This is a genomic window from Actinoplanes italicus (assembly GCF_003001815.1).
In the GTDB taxonomy this organism is placed as follows: domain Bacteria; phylum Actinomycetota; class Actinomycetes; order Mycobacteriales; family Micromonosporaceae; genus Actinoplanes; species Actinoplanes italicus.
In genome coordinates this window covers 66,068-80,156 of sequence record NZ_PVMZ01000026.1, presented here as the reverse complement: position 1 = coordinate 80,156, position 14,089 = coordinate 66,068, and the positions used below count along the sequence as shown (strand labels likewise).

13 protein-coding genes are annotated in these 14,089 nt (G+C 69.4%); 10 read left to right on the top strand and 3 right to left on the bottom strand.

The annotated features are described in order from the left end of the window. Window positions 1-175 precede the first annotated feature (175 nt). The 5 genes from CLV67_RS42745 to CLV67_RS42725 all read left to right on the top strand — a co-directional run bounded on the left by CLV67_RS42745 (window position 176) and on the right by CLV67_RS42725 (window position 4,710). Window positions 176-394 (top strand): PIN domain-containing protein, encoded by a 219-nt coding sequence (locus tag CLV67_RS42745; protein ID WP_203737668.1) that lies wholly within the window; start codon window positions 176-178, stop codon window positions 392-394. Window positions 395-417: 23 nt separating this feature from the next. After that, window positions 418-999 (top strand): helix-turn-helix domain-containing protein, encoded by a 582-nt coding sequence (locus CLV67_RS42740; RefSeq protein WP_106329224.1) that lies wholly within the window; start codon window positions 418-420, stop codon window positions 997-999. 49 nt (window positions 1,000-1,048) lie between these two features. Beyond that, window positions 1,049-2,272 carry an MFS transporter gene (locus CLV67_RS42735; protein ID WP_106329222.1) on the top strand — a complete coding sequence of 408 codons (1,224 nt, stop codon included), beginning with the start codon at window positions 1,049-1,051 and terminating at the stop codon, window positions 2,270-2,272. Beyond that, on the top strand, window positions 2,269-3,120 hold the full coding sequence (locus tag CLV67_RS42730) for a menaquinone biosynthetic enzyme MqnA/MqnD family protein (RefSeq protein WP_106329220.1): 852 nt from the start codon (window positions 2,269-2,271) through the stop codon (window positions 3,118-3,120). The genes CLV67_RS42735 and CLV67_RS42730 overlap by 4 nt, the downstream gene beginning before the upstream one ends. A gap of 84 nt (window positions 3,121-3,204) precedes the next feature. Continuing rightward, on the top strand, window positions 3,205-4,710 hold the full coding sequence (locus CLV67_RS42725; protein ID WP_146169517.1) for a COG1361 family protein: 1,506 nt from the start codon (window positions 3,205-3,207) through the stop codon (window positions 4,708-4,710). Between the two features lie 6 nt (window positions 4,711-4,716). Here the strand turns inward: CLV67_RS42725 and CLV67_RS42720 are convergent, their stop codons facing one another. From CLV67_RS42720 to CLV67_RS42710, 3 genes are all read right to left on the bottom strand, one after another. Further along, complete coding sequence (locus tag CLV67_RS42720) at window positions 4,717-5,664, bottom strand: aldo/keto reductase (protein WP_106329338.1); 948 nt, start codon at window positions 5,662-5,664, stop codon at window positions 4,717-4,719. Between the two features lie 119 nt (window positions 5,665-5,783). After that, window positions 5,784-6,596 carry an SWIM zinc finger family protein gene (locus CLV67_RS42715; protein ID WP_106329216.1) on the bottom strand — a complete coding sequence of 271 codons (813 nt, stop codon included), beginning with the start codon at window positions 6,594-6,596 and terminating at the stop codon, window positions 5,784-5,786. Window position 6,597: 1 nt separating this feature from the next. Then, window positions 6,598-9,567: a DEAD/DEAH box helicase gene (locus CLV67_RS42710; protein ID WP_106329336.1), complete on the bottom strand. Its 2,970-nt coding sequence runs from the start codon at window positions 9,565-9,567 to the stop codon at window positions 6,598-6,600. Between the two features lie 102 nt (window positions 9,568-9,669). Here CLV67_RS42710 and mqnC point away from each other — a divergent pair, with 102 nt between their 5' ends. From mqnC to CLV67_RS42685, 5 genes are all read left to right on the top strand, one after another. Further along, a complete protein-coding gene (gene mqnC, locus CLV67_RS42705; RefSeq protein WP_106329214.1) occupies window positions 9,670-10,908 on the top strand; it encodes a cyclic dehypoxanthinyl futalosine synthase in 1,239 nt (412 codons plus the stop codon). A gap of 294 nt (window positions 10,909-11,202) precedes the next feature. Then, a complete protein-coding gene (locus CLV67_RS42700) occupies window positions 11,203-11,898 on the top strand; it encodes a demethylmenaquinone methyltransferase (protein ID WP_275414973.1) in 696 nt (231 codons plus the stop codon). 49 nt (window positions 11,899-11,947) lie between these two features. Next, window positions 11,948-12,208, top strand: a complete 261-nt coding sequence (locus CLV67_RS42695; RefSeq protein ID WP_106329210.1) for a hypothetical protein — start codon at window positions 11,948-11,950, stop codon at window positions 12,206-12,208. A 133-nt stretch (window positions 12,209-12,341) separates the two neighbouring features. Continuing rightward, a complete protein-coding gene (locus CLV67_RS42690; protein WP_106329208.1) occupies window positions 12,342-13,619 on the top strand; it encodes a geranylgeranyl reductase family protein in 1,278 nt (425 codons plus the stop codon). 100 nt (window positions 13,620-13,719) lie between these two features. Then, window positions 13,720-14,085 (top strand): NADH-quinone oxidoreductase subunit A, encoded by a 366-nt coding sequence (locus CLV67_RS42685; RefSeq protein WP_203737666.1) that lies wholly within the window; start codon window positions 13,720-13,722, stop codon window positions 14,083-14,085. Window positions 14,086-14,089: the final 4 nt, after the last annotated feature.

The following is a 14,089-nucleotide window of genomic DNA, read 5'->3' as shown; positions in this document are numbered from 1 at the left end:
CTCGCGTATCCGGAGGGCGGGTCGGCCGCCCTGCGGCGCGGGGACGCCCGCTGCGGTGCTTGCTCACCACGGCCGTCAAGCGGTCCTCCACGGTACGGAGGAAGTGTCGGCTTCGCTACCGATTTATCACTCCCGCAGGTGACTGCCGGGCGCGGTACTCTAGCCGATTTCCTTGATGCCGGTGGAATATGCGACACCTGCGGCGGAGCGCCGGGCGGTCGAGGTTCAGGACATTCTTGCCGGGCAGGGGAGACATCGGGCTCCCTCTGTTCCCGACCTGCTTCTTGCGGCGATCGCTGAGGATGCGGGCCTGACCCTGCTTCATGTCGACAAGGACTTCGAGATCATCTCGGAAGCCACTGGGCAGCGAGTGGAGCGCCTGCGTCTGAACTGATCCCCACCGGAAAGAATGGGGGGATGGCGGAGCAGGTGGATGGAGCGGCGAACGCGCGGATCACGGACGCGCGGACACTGCGGGCGCTGGCACACCCGGCGCGGATCGAGATCGTCGACCATCTGTCGACGACCGGAGCCTCGGTGACCGCGACCGAGTGCGCCGAACTGGTCGGGCTGTCGCCGAGCGCCACCAGCTATCACCTTCGGGAGCTGGCGAAATACGGCCTGGTCGAGCAGGCTCCGAGTCGCGGTGACGGCCGGGAGCGACTGTGGCGCGCGGTGAACTCCAGTCTGTCGATCGAGGGGGACGTGGACGCCCCCGAGTCGCTGGCCGCCGAGCGGGCCCTGGTGGACGTCTACATGGACCGGGACATCACCCGTGTCCGGGACTTCATGGAGCGGCAGGTCGACGAGCCGCGGGAGTGGCGCGAGGCCAGCGCCCTGATGGGTCAGCAGCTGCTGGTCACCGCGGCCGAGCTGGCCGAACTCAACGAGAAGGTGCGCGCCCTGACGGAGCCCTATCGGCTCCGCGAGCGGCAGGCGGACGCGCCGGCCGGAGCCCGCCAGGTCACCCTCCAGTATCGGGTCTTTCCCATGCGGTGACCGACGTACGGCCTTGCGCCCCGCAGATGTGAAGGATTACTTTCGAAGTATGTCCTTCACATCTGCCACGCCGCGCTGGGCCGACGTCTATCTGGTGGCCACCGGCCGGGGGATCTCGGTCTGCGGTGACGTGCTGGCGACGTTCGCCCTGGCGCTCGTCCTGCAGGAGGCGGGGCACGGCGGTCTGGCCGTCTCCGGGCTGCTGCTCGCGTCCACCCTGCCGATCGCCCTGCTCGCGCCGCTGGCGGGCCGGCTGGCCGATCGTGTGGACAGCCGGACGATCCTGGTGGTCGTGGGCCTGGCACAGTCCGGGGTCTGTGCGGCGCTGGCCTTCAGCACCCACCCGGTCCTGATCATCTGCCTGGTGACACTGCTCGCCTGCGGTCTGGCGCTGACCATGCCGACGATCTCCGCGCTGGTCCCACGCATGGTGTCGCGTGCCGACTTCCCACGAGCCAGCGGCATCGTCGCGAGCGCCGGACAGATCGGCATGCTGGTCGCTCCCGCGCTGGCCGGGATCCTGGTCGGACAGACCGGCCAGCGTCTGCCCCTGCTGCTCGACGCGGTGAGCTATCTCGGACTGGTGGTGGTGGGCCTGCTGGTGCGGACCCGCCGGCACGGCGGGACGGAGCGGGCGAAGGCCGAGGCCGCGTTCCGCCTGCGTGACGACCGGACGCTGCTGGTGATGACCGTCGCGGTCGCGGCCGTCGTCGCCGGGGTCAGCGCGATCAACGTCTTCGACGTGTTCTTCGTCCGCGAGACCCTGGGCGCCTCCACGACCCTGTACGGCCTGGTCGCCGCCTCGTGGACGGCCGGAATGCTGCTGGGCAACCCCATCGCCGGGCGCCTGCCGGAGCGTCGGCGCACCGTCGGGACGGTGCTGTTCCTGCTGGGCGGCGCCTGTGCCGCAGTCCTGGTCGGCGGCGTGGTCGCACAGTCGGCGTGGTGGCTCGTCCCGCTCTGGATGCTCGGCGGCGTCTTCAACGGCGCACTCAACGTCACCACCAGCGTGCTGATCGCCGACCGGGTGCTTCCGGAGGCGCATGGCCGGGCCTTCTCCCTGTTCGGTGCCTCGGTGCAGGCGGCGGGCATCGTCGGGTTCTTTGTGGCCGGGCCACTCACCGAGATGTTCGATCCACGGGTTCTGGTGGTCGGTGCCGGAGCGGCCGGTCTACTGGCCGCGCTCGCCTGCCTGCCGCTGGTGCGATTTCAGCCACCACCGGCCTCGCGGACCACCATGCGGGACGAGATCGGGGATAACGTCGCAGCATGAGCGACAGCGTCCGTCGGCCCCGGGTCGGGCACATCCAGTTCCTCAACTGCCTGCCGATCTACTGGGGGCTGATGCGCTCGGGCGCTCTGCTCGACGTCGACCTGCACAAGGACACCCCCGAGCGGCTCAGCGCCGGCCTGGTCGCCGGTGACCTGGACATCGGCCCGATCACGCTGGTCGAGTTCCTGCGCCACGCCGACGAGTTGCTCCTGCTGCCCGACCTGGCCGTCGGCAGCGACGGTCCGGTGCTCTCGGTCAACCTGATCTCCACCCGGCCGCCGGCCGAGCTGGACGGCCGCCCGGTGGCGCTCGGCTCCACCTCGCGGACCGGCGTGATGCTGGCGCAGATGCTGCTCTCCGAGCGTTACGGCGCGGAGCCGGAGTATTTCCGCTGCCCACCCGACCTGTCGCAGATGCTCATGGAGGCCGACGCCGGTGTGCTGATCGGTGACCCGGCGCTGCGGGCGATGTATGAGGCTCCAGGCCGCGGCCTGCAGGTGATCGACCTGGCCGAGGCGTGGAAGGAGTGGACCGGCCTGCCGATGGTGTTCGCGGTCTGGGCGGTCCGCAAGGATTTCGCTGCCGCGCACCCGGGGCTGGTCAAGGATGTGCACGAGGCGTTCCAGCGATCCCGTGATCTGTGTCTCGGCGAACTCGACGAGGTCGCCGAGGCGGCGGCCCGCTGGGAGCCTTTCGACGCGGCGACGCTGGCCAACTACTTCCGGGCGCTCGACTTCTCCCTCGGGGAGCGGCAGATCGCCGGGGTCCGTGAGTTCGCCCGGCGTGCGGCCGAGCGCGGTGAGGTGCCGCCGCTGCCCGCCGACGGACCGGCCTTCGCCGACGTTTGATCTTCACGGCGGTGCGGCCTTAAGATCCCCGGACTCGCCGGCCGATCACCTTCGACCGGCCGTCCGAGTTCGAAATCGGTGACCATGCGTCTGCGTGCCCTGATCAGCCGTTTTGCCCTGACCGTCGCGGTGTCGGGGCTGGCCGCCGGCGGCCTCGCCCTGCCGGCCCATGCGGAGTCGGAGGTAGGGGATTTCGCCTACGTCGGGATCCTCAGCCCGGAGACGGTGACCGTGATCAACGGTCAGTCGAAGACGGTCAAGTTCGACCTCTACAACCTCAGCACGGTGACGGCCGAGCGCGTGGTGCTGCACTTCGGCAGCACCGCGAAGCCGATCAGCGCGGACCTCGGCTTCACCGCGCCCGCCGGCTGCGACGAGACCTCGTGTGTCATCGGTGACCTCAAGCCGGGACAGCGGCGCGGCGTCAAATTCACGGTGAAGCCGACCGCTCTCGACCCGGCGAAGAGCATCGTGCTCTCCACGTCGGTCGGCGGGCAGGCCAGTGACGAGACGTCGATCGCCGTGGTGGGCACGGACAAGGCCGGCGCCGACATCGAGGTCGACGACATCGCCGATCTCAAGCTGAGCGCCGGCGGATCGGCCGAGGTCCCGGTCCGGATCCGCAACAGCGGCAACAAGGACGTCACGGCCCTCGGCCTGGTGGTGGCCGCCCCGGCCGGCCTGACGCCCGCACTGAACTACAGCAACTGCGAGCAGGACCCCGATCTCGGCGGCTTCGTCTGTGTCTTCAACGACACGCTCGCCGCGGGTGGGGTCTTCAGCCTGCCGGAGAACACACCGCTGCGGATCAAGGTGCCGGCCGGTGTGGCCGGGCCGTACGACTACCCGGTCCTGGTGGCTGCGGTCGGTCTCACCGACAAGTACGTCTTCGACTTCGCGAAGCGGACCGCCGGAGCCTCCGGCAGGGAGCTGAAGCTCGAGTCGGCCGCCTCCATCTCGGCCAAGGAGCCCGACGCCGTCGACGACCTCAACGAGGACGACAACTTCAGCGAGTTCACGGTGTCCGTGCCGAAGACGGCCGCGGACAGCGCGGCGGTTGGTGGCGTGTTCAAGGGCGAAGCCGGTGACGACCGCACGGTCAAGGTGGGCGTGCACAACCTCGGCCCGTCCGGGACGATCCCACCCGGCCTCGCCTGGATCCAGTACGCGCACGTCAAGCTGCCGACCGGGGTGCTGCTGACTACGGTCGACATGCGGTGCATCCCGGGTACCTCGCCCACCGACATCGACGAGACGGTCACCGACCTGTCCGAGGTCACCGACCTGATCTGCATCGTTCTGGAGAGCGTGCCGGACGACGGCCGCTACCTGTTCACCCTGTCCGCCGAGATCCAGGACGCCGAGCACAAGGCGGGTTCGGTCACCGTCGACGGCGGTGTACAGGACGCCAAGCGAGGCAACAACCGGGCGGCCCTCACGGTCGAGACCACCGGCGGTACGGGCGGTGGCCTCCCGATCACGGGTGCGCCGGCCGGCATGGTCGCCGGTGGCGGCGTCGTGCTGCTGGCGGCGGGCCTGATCGCCTTCCGGCTGGCCCGCCGCCGTCGGATCGTCACGGTCGTCGAGTAGGACCCGTCAGTCGGTCAACAGGGTGTCGAGCGCGGCCACGTCGGCCGCGCTCAGACTCCAGGAGCCGGCCGCTGCGTTCGCCTGGACCTGCTCGGCCGTGGTCGCGCCGGCGATGACGCTGGTCACCGCGGGCTGGGCGGCGAGCCCGGCGATGGCCACGTCGAGCACGCTGTGCCCGCGCTCGGCACCGAAGGCGGTCAGAGCCTCGATGGTGTCCCAGTCGGCGCGGGCGAGCCACGACGCGTACCGCTCGTTCGCCATCCGGGTGCCGGCCGGCGGCTGCTCACCACGCCGGTACTTGCCGGTGAGCAGGCCGGACTCCAGCGGGAAGAAGGGCAGGAATCCGAGCCCGAACCGCTCGCAGGCCGGGATGACCTCGGTCTCGACCTTGCGCTCGATCAGGCTGTACTGGTTCTGCGCGCTGATGAACCGGGTCAGGTTGCCGCTGCGGGCGACCCAGTCGGCGTCGGCGATCTGCCAGCCGGAGAAGTTCGAGTTGCCCAGGTAGCGGACCTTGCCCGAGCGGACCAGGTCGTCGAGGGCGGACAGGGTCTCCTCGATCGGGGTGGCCGCGTCCGGGGCGTGCATCTGATACAGGTCGATGTGATCGGTCTCGAGCCGTCGCAGCGAGGCCTCGACCGCCCGGACGATGTAACGCCGCGCTCCGCGGGCCTCGAAGTCGCGCCCGTTGAGGCCCTCCATGTCCATGCCGAACTTGGTGGCCAGCACCACCTCGTCACGGCGGCCCTTGAGCGCGGCACCGAGCAGCTGCTCGGACGATCCGTGCGGGGTGCCGTAGATGTCGGCGGTGTCGAACAGGTTGATGCCGGCGTCGAGGGCGGCGTCGACGACCTCGCGGGTGCCGTCGGCGTCGAGCTTGCGGCCGAAGTTGTTGCAGCCGATGCCGACCACGGACACGACGAGACCCGAGTCGCCCAGGCGGCGGTAGGTCATCTCGCTCATGAACCACTCCAAGTAACTAGTTGTCGATGAACACGCCTGGTAGCGTGACGTAACGCTGCGTCCATCATGGACTTACCCACGATCGGTCCATGGTGGACGCGGCCCCTCGGTCAGTCCTCCTCCGGGGAGAGGGCCAGATCGCGGTAATGCGGGCGCAGCACGTCGGTCAGCGGGACGTGCCGCACCTTGACCGGCGGCGCGTCGAGCGCACGTAACAGCAGCTCAGGCGGTGCCATCCGGGCCGGCCGCTCGCGCAGGCGGCCCAGGCTGATACCCGGCGACCAGAAATCGGCCAGCCGGGCGTCCAGTGGCTCGTCCTCGATCGCCAGCGGATCGACGGTCTCCTCCGGCACCGGTGTTCCGCGCAGCGCTTCGAGCAGCCGTTCCCGGTCGCGGCCGCGCCACGCCAGCACCAGGAACGGGTCGTCGTCGAAGGCCTCGGCCATCACGTAGAGCGCCGCCGAGCCGTGCTTGCAGGGCACACCCCAGTCCGGGCAGGAGCAGTCGATGTCCAGCCGGTCCGGGAAGAGTGGCAGGCCCAGTTCGGTGAAGAGGTCGACGATCTCGTGCGGCATCTCGCCGGCGAGCAGCGCGGCCCGGTACAGCGCCCGGGACGCGAGCGCGTCGATCGCGCCTGCCCACTGCGCGTCGTCGTACGAGGAGATCCGGATCTTGACCTCGTATGGCTTGGGCCGTGATCCCTGCACACGGGCCAGAACCCGTCCCGGAGTCAGGGCGAAGTCGATGACCTGCCCCTTCCGCGCGTAGGTGCGGCCGCGAGCGAGACGGCCCGCGTCGCAGACCTCCTCCAGCACGTCCACGAACCGGCGCGACCACCACTGCTCGCCGATCTTGCCGCGTTTCGACCGCACGGCGAGGCCACCGTCGACCTTGATCGGGGCGGCGTGCTCGAAGAAGGCCATCTCAGCGCACCGCCGCCGGGTCGAGGGCGAACAGTTCACGCAGCTGGTCGGTGTTCAGCTCGCTGATCCACTCCTCGCCGGTGCCGACGACCGAGGAGGCCAGTGCCTTCTTCCGCTCGATCATCGCGTCGATCTTCTCCTCCAGCGTCCCGGTGCAGATGAATTTACGCACCTGCACGTCGCGGGACTGCCCGATCCGGTACGCCCGGTCGGTCGCCTGGTCCTCGACGGCCGGATTCCACCACCGGTCGAAATGGACGACGTGGTTGGCGGCAGTCAGGTTGAGGCCGGTGCCGGCGGCCTTGAGCGAGAGCAGGAACAGCATGGGCTCGTCCGACGTCTGGAACCGCTCGACCAGTTCGTCGCGTCGGGACTTGCTCAGACCGCCATGCAGCCAGAGCACCGGACGGTCGGTGTGCGCCGCGAGGTACGGCTGCAGGAGGGTGCCCCACTCGGCGTACTGCGTGAAGATCAGGGCCTTGTCGCCGTCCTCGACGATCTCGTCGGCGAGTTCCTCGAGCCGGGCCAGCTTGCCGGACCGCCCGGGCAGCCGGGAGCCGTCCTTGAGCAGGTGGGCCGGGTGATTGCAGACCTGTTTGAGCTTCATCATGGCGGCCAGCACGTTGCCGCGCCGCTGGATGCCCTCGCTGCTCTCGATCTCGGCCATCATGTCCTCGACGACCGCCTGGTAGAGGGTGGCCTGCTCGGGCGTGAGGGAGCACCACACCTTCATCTCGTTCTTCTCCGGAAGGTCCGAGATGATCGTCTTGTCGGTCTTGAGGCGGCGCAGCACGAACGGCCCGGTCGCCCGTTTCAGCGCGGCCGTGGCGTCCTCGTCCTGCCGGGTCTCGATCGGCTCCTGGAACCGGCGGCGGAACCGTTTCGCCGGCCCGAGCAGCCCCGGATTGCAGAAGTCCATGATCGACCAGAGTTCGGCCAGATGGTTCTCCACCGGCGTGCCGGTCAGGGCCAGCCGGGTCCGGGCCGGGATGGTGCGGACCGCCTGCGACTGCCGGGTCCCGCTGTTCTTGATCGCCTGAGCCTCGTCGCAGACCACCCGGCTCCACCGCACCCCGCGCAGCGTCTCCAGGTCGCGCAGCGCCGTGCCGTAGGTGGTGATCACCAGATCGGCCTCGGCCACCGCCGCGTCGAACTCACTCCCACGCTGCCGGGTGCCACCGTGGTGCACGTACACGCGCAGGCTCGGCGCGAACCGCCCGGCCTCCTTGAACCAGTTGCTGACCAGCGACATCGGGCAGATCAGCAGGGTCTTCGAACCCTCGTCGGTGAGCAGCAGCGACAGGGTCTGCGCGGTCTTGCCGAGACCCATGTCGTCAGCGAGGATGCCGCCCAGCCCGAGACGACCCAGGAAGTTCAACCACGAAAGACCCCTCTCCTGGTACGGACGGAGCGCGCCCTGGAATCCGGGCGGTGTCGGCATCGGGCTCAGGCGTTCGGAAGCCTGCCCCGAGAGCAGGTCGCCGAGATCGCCGTCGGCATCCACCTCGACCAGCGGCAGATCCTCCTCGCCGCCCTCGACCACCTGTTGCAGCAGCTCACCAGCGGTCATCTCGCCCTCGCGCCGGCTGCCGACCGCTTTGAGCGCAGCCTTGAGCTGCCGGTCGTCGAGCTCCACCCACTGCCCGCGCACCCGCACCATCGGCACCTTGAGGCGGGCCAGCTCGGCCAGCTCCGCGGCGCTCACCACGCTGTCGCCGATGACCAGGTCGAGCCGGAAGTCGACCAGCTGCTCCAGCCCGAACCCGGAGTCCGCGGCCGCTCGCGACGACGTACCCGATTTCGATCTCGTCCGGGTGGTCAGCTTGAGCCCGACCGCCTTGCGCCCGGCCCACGCCGGGAGCTGCACACCGAACCCGGCCGCCTGCAGCAGCGGCGCGGCCTGGCGGAGGAACTCGTACGCCTCGGCGGTGCTCAGTGACATCGCGGCCGGCCGCTGTTCGAGCAGGGCCACGTGCAGCAGCGGGAACAGCCGAACGGCCCGGCCCAGCCCGGCGAGCAGCGTCTCGTCCGGCCGCTGCGGGAGCCCGGGGAAGCGGCCACCGGCCCACACGTCCTCGGCCGGCAGATAGAGCGCCGGGTCCTCGGCGGACTGGAGCGCGAACTCGAGCCACCACTCGTCGGTGTCCTCGCCCGGCTCGATCAGGCGGAAACTGACCCGAACCGGCCCGTTCGCCTCGTTCGCGGCCCGCATCCAGTCCTCGAGCGCCCGGCGCAGGTCGCGCACGTCGGCGTCGGCGGCCCCGGGAAGTGTCGGTTCGGCGGTGAGGGCGGCGAGCCAGCGGTCGGGCAGGGCCGCCTTCGGGCCGGGACGCTGGCCGACCATGAGCCGGTCGGGCAGCACCGAGCGGGCCGCGCTGTCGAGCAGCCACTCCAGAGCGTCACGCAGCGTACGGCCGATCGGTTGACTCTCCGCAATCGCCCGGACCACCGGAGGCATCCCGGCCGCGAAGTCCCGGAAGGCCGCCGTGTCGGCCCCGGTCAGCACCGGCCGCCAGCGGGCGGCCGGCACTCCGCCCTCGATCACCAGCTGAGGCAGCATCCGGCCGCGCCGGGCCAGGTCGCAGGCGTAACCGGCGAGCAGGCTCAGATAACGCAGTGACGCGCCGGCGACCCACGAGCCGTCCGGGTCGGGCTCTGCCAGCTCGCCGAGGACCGCGAGCGCCTCGTCCCCCGGGACGGTCAGCGTCGGGACCGTCCATTCGCCGAGCTTGACCCCGCGGGCCGTGCTCTCGAGGCCGGTCTCCGGCGAGGGCAGCGGTCCCCGTCCGGTCCCGGGAAGGGTGAGCCGCACCGTGCCGGCGACCGCGGCGTCGATGCCGGGAAGGTCAGACGTGGCGAACGGGTGCGGACGCGACCGTGACCGGGAGGTCGTGGTCAGCGGCAGGCCGGGATCCTCGGCCCAGATGATCAGTCCACTTCCGGGCACCCAGCCACCGTGCACGACGAGCACTTCCACCCCCTGAAATGTCCGTCGAGCCTATCCGCCGTACAGGGTCGTCCCGGTGACCCTCGCCGCTGACGATCGACGCCCGCTGGACGTACGCTTCAGATCGTGACCGCGAACCCGGAGATCGACAGCATCCTGCAGCGCGGAGCCGACGGCGGCCGCATCACGCCCGAGGAGGCGTTGCTGCTCTATACCGAGGCCCCGTTCCACGCGCTGGGCGAGGCGGCCGACGCGGTACGGCGCCGGCGTTATCCGGACGGCATCGTCACGTACCTGATCGACCGCAACATCAACTACACCAACGTCTGCGTGACGGCGTGCAAGTTCTGCGCGTTCTTCCGGGCCCCCAAGCACTCCGAGGGCTGGTCGCACCCGATCGAGGAGATCCTGCGCCGGGCCGGTGAGGCCGTCGAGCTGGGCGCCACCCAGGTGATGCTCCAGGGCGGCCACCACCCCGACTACGGCGTGGAGTATTACGAGAATCTCTTCTCCTCGGTCAAGCAGGCCTACCCGCAGCTGGCGATCCACTCGATCGGCCCGAGCGAGATCCTGCACATGGCCAAGGTCGACGGCGTCTCCATCGAGGACGCGGTGATCCGGATCAAGGCGGCCGGCCTCGACTCGATCGCCGGCGCCGGTGCCGAGATGCTGCCGGACCGGCCGCGCAAGGCCATCGCCCCGCTCAAGGAGAGCGGCGCCCGATGGCTCGAGGTGATGGCGATCGCCCACCGGCACGGGCTCTCCTCGACCGCGACCATGATGATGGGTACGGGTGAGACGAACGCCGAGCGCATCGAGCACATCCGGATGATCCGTGACGTGCAGGATCTGGCCGTGGCCAACGGCTACTCCGACGTGCCCGTCGAACAGTCGCACGAGGTCGGCGGGTTCCGGGCGTTCATCCCGTGGACGTACCAGCCCGAGAACAACCACCTGAAGGGCCGCACCCAGGCCACCACGATGGAGTATCTGCGGTTCATCGCGGTCTCGCGGCTGTTCTTCGACAACGTGGCCCACCTGCAGGCGTCCTGGCTCACCACGGGCAAGGACATCGGCCAGCTGTCGCTGCACATGGGTGTCGACGACCTGGGCTCGATCATGCTCGAGGAGAACGTGATCTCCTCGGCCGGAGCCAAGCACCGGTCGAACCTGCAGGAGCTGATCTCGATGATCCGCACCGCGGACCGCATCCCCGCGTGGCGCGACACCTGGTACAAACACCTGGCCGTGCACTGGACGCCCGCCGACGACCCGACCGACGACCGGGTGGTCTCGCACTTCTCGTCGATCGCCCTGCCGGGCGGCGGCGTCCGCAAACAGCTCCCGCTGGTCGAGGCGTCCTGACTTAAACCAGTCCCTTCGGGGGGTGGCAGTCAGCCGTTCGGCCAGGTTCGGATCGTCGGACCGGTGAGGCCGGGTTGCTCCTTCGTAACGAGCCCGCCGGTTGGCTGTACCGGGTCCTTTCCGCTGGTTACGTTGCCTGTGTAAGGCACCGGAACAACTTATACGTCGCCTGCCGCGGTCAGCGTTGGTGACGAGCAGTCGGACCCGACCGATGGCGGTCGTATATATAACGCACAAGGCGCGGGCGGGATGGGTGACCATCCCGCCCGCGCTGTTATCTGGCAGGCTTGCCTGGTGACGCGCGCAGATTTGGACAAGCAGCCGCATGAGGTCGCCGAGATGTTCGACGGCGTGGCCAGCAGGTATGACCTGACCAACACCGTCATCTCGTTCGGCCAGGACCGTGGCTGGCGCCGCGCCACCCGCGCGGCCCTCGGGCTGCGGCCGGGGGAGCGGGTGCTGGACGTGGGCGCGGGCACCGGCGTCTCGACCGAGGAGCTGAGCCGTTCGGGCGCGTTCGCGGTCGGCGCCGACATCTCGGTGGGCATGCTGCGGGCCGGCCGCCGGGTGCGGGCCGAGGTGCCGTTGCTCGCCGGGGACGCGCTGAAACTGCCGTTCGCGGACGGTGTCTTCGACGCGGTCACGATCTCCTTCGCGCTCCGTAACGTCGTGGACACGGCGGCTGCGCTCCGTGAGTTCGCGCGGGTGACCCGGCCGGGTGGCCGCCTCGTCGTGTGCGAGTTCAGCCACCCGACGAACGGACCCTTCCGGACCGTCTACCTCCAGTACCTGATGCGGTCGCTGCCGACGGTGGCTCGCGCGGTGGCGAGCAATCCGGAGGCGTATGTCTATCTCGCCGAGTCCATCCGCGCGTGGCCGGACCAGGAGGGCCTGGCGTCCCGGATCGCCGCCGCCGGACCGTGGGACCGGGTGGGCTGGCGGAACCTGAGCGGCGGGATCGTGGCGCTGCACCGCGCTACCAGGGTGTAAAACGGGAATTCTCCCAGCAAAGCGGTAAATGCGCTGTTTAGCTCGGATCATGACTGATATCGGGCAACTGGACGACACTGACATCGACCTCGCGATCGACGAGGGTGAGGCCGGCGAGCGCCGCGCCACCGAGCTGGCCAGCCGGCTGCGGATGGTGGCGGCGCAGGATCCCGATCTTGCTCAAGACCTGGTCGAAGAGCTGATCACAGCCCTGGACCGGGCTATGGGCGGGACCATCCGGCAGCACCTCGACGGCCCGGCACTCGGCGTGGCGGACCGGGTCCTTCGGGCTCCTGAGCAGGGGCGTTAGTGTCGGAGGAACAATTAGGCGGACCTAAGCGCAAAGATCTTCGATAGTCGGCCTACACTCCGATCGAGGCATGCTTGTGAACTAATTCACGAGCGTCGCGCGAGGGAGGTTGGCCGTGAGCGACCGCGGAACGATGGGGATCGTCGCCGACGAGGCAGACGTGATCGTGGTCGGAGCGGGCCCCGGCGGATCGGCCGCCGCGTATCACCTCGCCCGGCACGGCGTACGTGTTCTGCTTCTCGAGAAGACCGAGTTCCCGCGCGAGAAAGTGTGCGGCGACGGCCTCACTCCCCGTGCGGTCCGCCAGCTCATCCGGATGGGTGTCGACACCTCCGAGAAGGCCGGCTGGCTGCAGAACCGCGGCCTGCGGGTGATCGGTGGCGGCGTGCGCCTCGAGCTGGACTGGCCCGAGCTGGCCAGCTTCCCCAACTACGGCCTGGTCCGGACCCGGATGGACTTCGACGACATGCTGGCGCAGCGGGCCGTCGAGGCCGGCGCCCTGCTGAAGACCGGTGTCAACGTGACCGGGCCGGTGCAGAACGACGACGGGTACGTGATCGGCGTCGAGGCGAAGATCGGCCCCGACAAGGAGCCGGTCCAGTACCGCGCGCCCCTGGTGATCACCGCGGACGGCGTCTCCGGCAAGTTCCCGCTGGCCCTCGGCCTGGCCAAGCGCGACGACCGGCCGCTCGGTGTCGCGGTCCGGCGCTACTACCACTCGGCCGTGAAGGCCGACGACGACTATCTGGAGTCCTGGCTCGAGCTGCGCAGCGCGCAGGACCCGGCCCGGCTCCTGCCCGGTTACGGCTGGATCTTCGGCCTGGGCGACGGCCGGGTCAACGTGGGCCTGGGCATCCTCAACTCCTCCGACGCGTTCGGCAAGACGAACTACCGTCACCTGCTCACCGACTGGCTGGGCAGCACCCCGGAGGAGTGGGGCCTGCGTGACGAGGCCAACGCCGACGGCCCGACCCTCGGTGCCGCGCTCCCGATGGGCTTCAACCGGGTACCGCACTACACCCGCGGTGTGCTGCTGGTCGGCGACTCCGGCGGCATGGTCAACCCGATGAACGGCGAGGGCATCGCGTACGCGATGGAGTCCGGCGAGATGGCGGCCGAGGTGGCGGTGCAGGCTCTGGCCCGTCCGTTCGGCCCCGAGCGCGAGCGGGCCCTGCAGGCGTACCCCGCCGAGTTGAGCGTGCGGTTCGGTGGGTACTACCGGATTGGCGGGATCTTCGTGAAGTTGATCGGCAACCCGCAGATCATGAGGTTGGCCACCAAGTACGGCATGCCGCAGCCGCTGCTCATGAAGTTCGTCCTCAAGCTCCTGGCCAACCTCACCGACCCCAGGGGTGGCGACGCCATGGATCGCATCATCAACGGCTTGACCAAGGTGGCGCCCTCCGTTTGAGCGATGACCGGGCTAATCGGACACAGGGGGCACCCCGACCAAAGGACTACAGAAGCTCAGTATCTAGTGTTAAGCGGCTAACAGTCGTACGGGAGTAGAAATGACGATCAACCCTTACGTCCCGATCGTCGGGTTGCTGATCCTCGGCGCCCTTTTCGCGTTGTTCTCGGTGTCCATCGCACCCATCGTCGGGCCGAAGCGCTTCAACCGCGCGAAGCTCGACGCCTACGAGTGCGGTATCGAGCCGGCGCCACAACCGATCGGCGGCGGGCGGTTCCCGGTGAAGTTCTACCTGACCGCGATGCTCTTCATCATCTTCGACATCGAGACCATCTTCCTCTACCCGTGGGCCGTGTCCTTCGACGCGCTCGGCCTGTTCGGGTTCGTCGAGATGGTCCTGTTCATCCTCACCGTCTTCATCGCCTACGCGTATGTGTGGCGGCGTGGCGGCCTCAACTGGGACTGATGCG